We start from the raw sequence: 4,416 nt of genomic DNA on the forward strand, positions 1-4,416 counted from the left end.
TAATCACATAATCCACATCGTAATGATCGGGAGAACACATCAAAAAGCGAATAGTTTCAGTCATATTTTTTGACAATGAATATTCAGTATAAGTAGTCTGGAGATAAGTTTAGACCAATCTTCCATTATACTCTACTTTGCCCCGAAATGTCACTGGGCCTAAGATTAGGACAATGTCCACTCTACAAGCTAAAAACAGCCCAGTTTTAGCCGATAACTGACGGCTACAAGCTTAAATCATTGTAAATCCTGATATTTAAATAACCCGATAAATTTCGATTTGCGTCCATGTTCCTTAAGTAGGTAGGCGTTAAAAGTTGTCAGATCCCCCCGCCTATCGGCACCCCCCTTATCAAGGGGGGCAGGGGGGATCGAACCTAAAATCCATTTTTAATTTAATTATAACCAGCTACTTAATTAAACTTTCCCGATAAGTTTGCCATTCTTCCCGACATATAAAAGGCATTACGAGCTTTTTTTAGCCATTTAATTGCTTCTTCCTAGGGATCAGCCTTTTTTTCGTCGAGTATCTTTTCCGCAGCAGGACGTACATGATCGATCACCCAGTTAGGATCGACGGTAGCAGCCGCATCCATTATCCGCCAAATTAGGTGAGACTGCACATAGGAATTATCAGAAACGACTTTAATTGCATCTCTAACTAGGGTTTGCGGCAAAAAGTTTTTCGTGGGGGTAGGGTGTGGGGTGTGGGGTGTGGGGTGTAGGGTTTTACCGATTTTGAGGGGGTCAATTACCTAATTTTCAGGGAAAAAGTCCCTGAATTTTCCCCCCGATCACTCCCATATTTGGTACTTTTTGATTGACAAAAAGTCTAAAAGTCTTACCCAACAAGGTTTTTAGATTTATTCAGCAAGTCCTAACTAAATTTTCGTGGAGAAATATATCGATTTTAGCCTCTGTGGAACGTCCACCGCTAAACTCGCGCAAGTAATCTAACAAGTCTAATTTTAAATCAGACCAATCTTCCCCCGCTAAAGACTCAATTTTTTGGTAATGGGAAAAGGAAGGTTGGTCTTGAAATGCCTTAATTCTAGCAGCCAAAGCTATATCTATAATTCAGCCTAGACAAAATGTCTGGGGGAAGTTCAGTTATTAACCGAATTAAGCTGTTTTTGCAGTGCCACAATGCGATCGCTTGTAGCTGGATGGGTGCTGAGAATTGTCGGGGTAGAACCCCCCTGTTGTGCTAATTTTCGCATAAAGGAGATCATCGCCGTGGGTTCATAACCAGCCCTGGCCAAATTCTTTAAACCCAGTCGGTCCGCCTCTAATTCATCCTTGCGACTGTTTGGTAAACTGTAGGCGAGATTAACCGCCAATTGTACCCAAGTTTTTGTCTCTAATCCCGCCGCGCTGAGAAGTCCTTGGGCGAGGGCAGTATTGCGTAATTGGGTGATAGAATGACGACCGACGATATGGCCGATTTCATGGGCAATGACGCTGGCTAATTCGGCCTCATTATCAGCAGTTTTAATCAATCCCGTGTGTAAATAGACAAATCCGCCCATAGTAGCGAAGGCGTTAATGCTATTGTCGCGCACCACTTGAAAAGTGTAGGGAAGGTCAGGGCGATCGCTAGTTGCCGCTAATCGCTGCCCGATTTCTTGGACATATTGGTTAATTCTGGCATCTTTGGACAGTTTCACCTTACCTGATTCTAATAAACCTTGATTAATCTGCCCACCGATGGCGACTTCCTGCTGAGGAGAAATAGTGGAGAGTTGAATAACTTGCACACCCCGAAAAAGTAAATCCATCCACGAGAGTGCGAAACTGGTTTGGGGATTGATAATCCCGATACTCAGGCTCAGCAGCAGAGAAATGATTGTTAATAGCCAAAAACGGTAGAAAATAGGGCGCATAGACGATTCGATCCCATAAAAACCTCATTCCCATTCTAGACAGTGCCTATCACCCTTTGTCTGTTACTGTCCCCGATTGGTTTGATAGACGTAAAAGTTAAATAAATCGAATAAACTGCCAACAAAAGCAAAAGTAACAGCGATGGTTAACATTCCTTGTAGGGGATAACCGCCACCAAAAATGGTTAAAAATTGCAGGATTTGGCTAAAACCCGCCCGACAAACCCAAGTAAAGCCGGGGACGTGACTGGTGGCGAATAAAGCAGTTAAAATCGAACCCACCAGGAGGACGGGGGCAACAAAACTTAATAGGGTGGAAAATAGCAGAGAACGGAGCAAAGTAAGCATGGGTGCTGATCTCCAAAGAATTGGGGCGCGATCGAACGGGAATAAGAATTTATACTCGCTCCCCTCTAGGATATACGTTCATCTCAGCTAGGGGCGGTTTTTTAAAAAATCTTAAAATATCATTAAGATTCTTGGTTAAGAAAAATATAGCAGAGGAATTCCCCACAGGAGCGTACACCGGTAGGGATGCAGCGACTGCCTCCTTTCCGCTTGCTCAAATCCCCTGCTATAACGTTGGCCATTAACTGCCCGAAGCACATAAAACCATAGGATGATAGAAAAGTTAGAATCACCCTTGCAACTATGACCCTAGATATTATCCCCGAAGGGGAAGAACGCAAAGTAGAAGCTGTCAGTAGTGCCGCCATTGATGGGGCGCCGATCGCCTATATTGTCGTCTTAGCGGCCATTGTCACTACCCTTTCTTTTATTCCCTTCTCCATTGTCCTCGCTTCCGGCGGTAGTATGCCCCTCAGTCAAGCGGTTTTTCCCCTCTTGGGTTGGTTACTCGGCCCGATCGCTGGAGCGATCGCTAGTGGCATTGGGGCCTTAATTGGGACTTTCCTTGCCCCCTACACGGCAGGAATTCCCGCTATTTCGGTCTTTGGGGCGATTTTGTCTAGTTTTGTGGCGGGAACGATGGTTTTAGGCAAAAAACGCCGTTATTGGTGGTTAGGATTGACGTTAATTTTTCTGATTCCCCTGTTTATCTACGCTAACCGGGCGATCGGACTGAACGGTATTTCGCCACGAATCTTTATCGCCGGGGCTTTCGTCGATTGGTCGGCTTTGGTATTATTTATCCTACCAACCCGGACTCTTTTTCCTCATTGGATCAAAGGTAGCAATTTAGCCCTAGTAGCGGCGGGAATTTTTGGGGGTACCTGGACCGCCAGCGGCCTCTCCCATTTAGGAGCCGTCGCCATTACCTACTCGATTTTTAACTGGCCAGAAGAAGTCTGGATCGCTTTAATTCCGATCGTTCCCATAGAAAATCTGATTCGTTCCCTCGTCGGTATGGTGATCGGTTGTGGTGTGATTGCCGGTTTACGGGCGATCGGTTTGGTTAAATCAAGAGAGGCGATCTACTAAAATGAAAGTTTTCCTTTTGGGGTGTGGGGTGTAGGGGCGGACTCAACGGGAAGAATTCCTGCGTTGCGTCCAACCCGACACCGAAAAAAAAGCGAACTAGCGTTTTAGCCAACTCATCATCGCCCGCAGATCTTGACCGACTTCTTCGATCGAATGTTCTGCTTCTTGACGACGCATAGCGGTGAACCCCGGTTTACCTGCTTGATTTTCGAGGACAAACTCTCTGGCGAATTGTCCCGATTGAATTTCCCCGAGGATTTTCCGCATTTCGGCCTTAGTCGCTTCCGTCACCACCCGCGGACCACGAGTATAGTCACCGTACTCGGCTGTATTGGAAATACTATCGCGCATTTTGGCCAAACCGCCCTCGACGATCAGATCGACGATCAGTTTTACCTCGTGTAAACACTCAAAATAGGCTAATTCGGGCTGATAACCAGCTTCTACGAGGGTTTCAAAGCCAGCTTTAATTAAAGCGCTTAAACCGCCGCATAATACTGCCTGTTCGCCAAAAAGGTCGGTTTCTGTCTCCTCGCGGAAAGTGGTTTCCAAAACCCCGGCCCGAGTGCCACCGATACCTTTAGCGTAGGCCATCGCCCGCTCGCGTGCTTGGCCGGTAGCATCTTGATAGACGGCGAATAAACAGGGGACTCCTTGACCTTGTTCGTAGGTGCGACGGACGAGATGGCCAGGTCCTTTGGGGGCGACCATAACCACATCGACGTTAGCTGGGGGAACCACTTGACCGAAATGAATATTAAAGCCGTGGGCAAAAGATAACACCTTGCCTGCGCTTAAATTCGGGGCAATTTCGTTGAGATAAATCGTTTTCTGCACTTCATCCGGTAAGAGGATCATGATCCAGTCGGCAATTTTAGCGGCTTCGGCCACATCATAAACCGGAATACCGGCTTCTTTGGCTTTGATTGCCGATTTACTGCCGGGATATAGACCAACAATCACATTAACGCCACTATCCTTGAGATTTAATGCGTGGGCATGACCCTGGGAACCATAACCAATAATAGCGATCGTTTTTCCCGCTAATAAATCTAAATTGGCATCCTCATCATAGTACATTCGTGCCATCGAA

The 4,416-nt window shown here is 46.2% G+C and carries 6 protein-coding genes; 1 reads left to right on the forward strand and 5 read right to left on the reverse strand.

Features of this window, described 5'->3' with window-relative positions; translation table 11 throughout:
• Positions 1–500: 500 nt before the first annotated feature.
• The 4 genes from PX484_RS23340 to PX484_RS23355 form a co-directional block, all read right to left on the reverse strand.
• A complete protein-coding gene (locus tag PX484_RS23340; RefSeq protein WP_287767304.1) occupies positions 501–677 on the reverse strand; it encodes a hypothetical protein in 177 nt (58 codons plus the stop codon).
• Between the two features lie 190 nt (positions 678–867).
• Complete coding sequence (locus PX484_RS23345) at positions 868–1,062, reverse strand: hypothetical protein (RefSeq protein WP_287767303.1); 195 nt, start codon at positions 1,060–1,062, stop codon at positions 868–870.
• A 44-nt stretch (positions 1,063–1,106) separates the two neighbouring features.
• On the reverse strand, positions 1,107–1,883 hold the full coding sequence (locus PX484_RS23350; RefSeq protein ID WP_004163580.1) for a M48 family metallopeptidase: 777 nt from the start codon (positions 1,881–1,883) through the stop codon (positions 1,107–1,109).
• Between the two features lie 63 nt (positions 1,884–1,946).
• Complete coding sequence (locus PX484_RS23355) at positions 1,947–2,231, reverse strand: hypothetical protein (RefSeq protein ID WP_287666219.1); 285 nt, start codon at positions 2,229–2,231, stop codon at positions 1,947–1,949.
• Between the two features lie 303 nt (positions 2,232–2,534).
• Here PX484_RS23355 and PX484_RS23360 point away from each other — a divergent pair, with 303 nt between their 5' ends.
• Complete coding sequence (locus PX484_RS23360; protein ID WP_004163578.1) at positions 2,535–3,323, forward strand: ECF transporter S component; 789 nt, start codon at positions 2,535–2,537, stop codon at positions 3,321–3,323.
• A gap of 96 nt (positions 3,324–3,419) precedes the next feature.
• On the opposite strand, the gene ilvC is transcribed toward PX484_RS23360, so the two are convergent.
• Positions 3,420–4,412 (reverse strand): ketol-acid reductoisomerase, encoded by a 993-nt coding sequence (ilvC, locus tag PX484_RS23365; protein WP_004163577.1) that lies wholly within the window; start codon positions 4,410–4,412, stop codon positions 3,420–3,422.
• Between the last annotated feature and the right edge of the window lie 4 nt (positions 4,413–4,416).

This window comes from Microcystis sp. M49636_WE2, from assembly GCF_030065375.1.
In the GTDB taxonomy this organism is placed as follows: Bacteria; Cyanobacteriota; Cyanobacteriia; order Cyanobacteriales; family Microcystaceae; genus Microcystis; species Microcystis aeruginosa_C.

Coding starts and splice junctions, on each gene's coding strand:
- PX484_RS23360 (WP_004163578.1), top strand. CDS start 2,535: ATGACCCTAGATATTATCCCCGAAGGGGAAGAACGCAAAGTAGAAGCT.
- PX484_RS23355 (WP_287666219.1), bottom strand. CDS start 2,231: ATGCTTACTTTGCTCCGTTCTCTGCTATTTTCCACCCTATTAAGTTTT.
- ilvC (WP_004163577.1), bottom strand. CDS start 4,412: ATGGCACGAATGTACTATGATGAGGATGCCAATTTAGATTTATTAGCG.
- PX484_RS23350 (WP_004163580.1), bottom strand. CDS start 1,883: ATGCGCCCTATTTTCTACCGTTTTTGGCTATTAACAATCATTTCTCTG.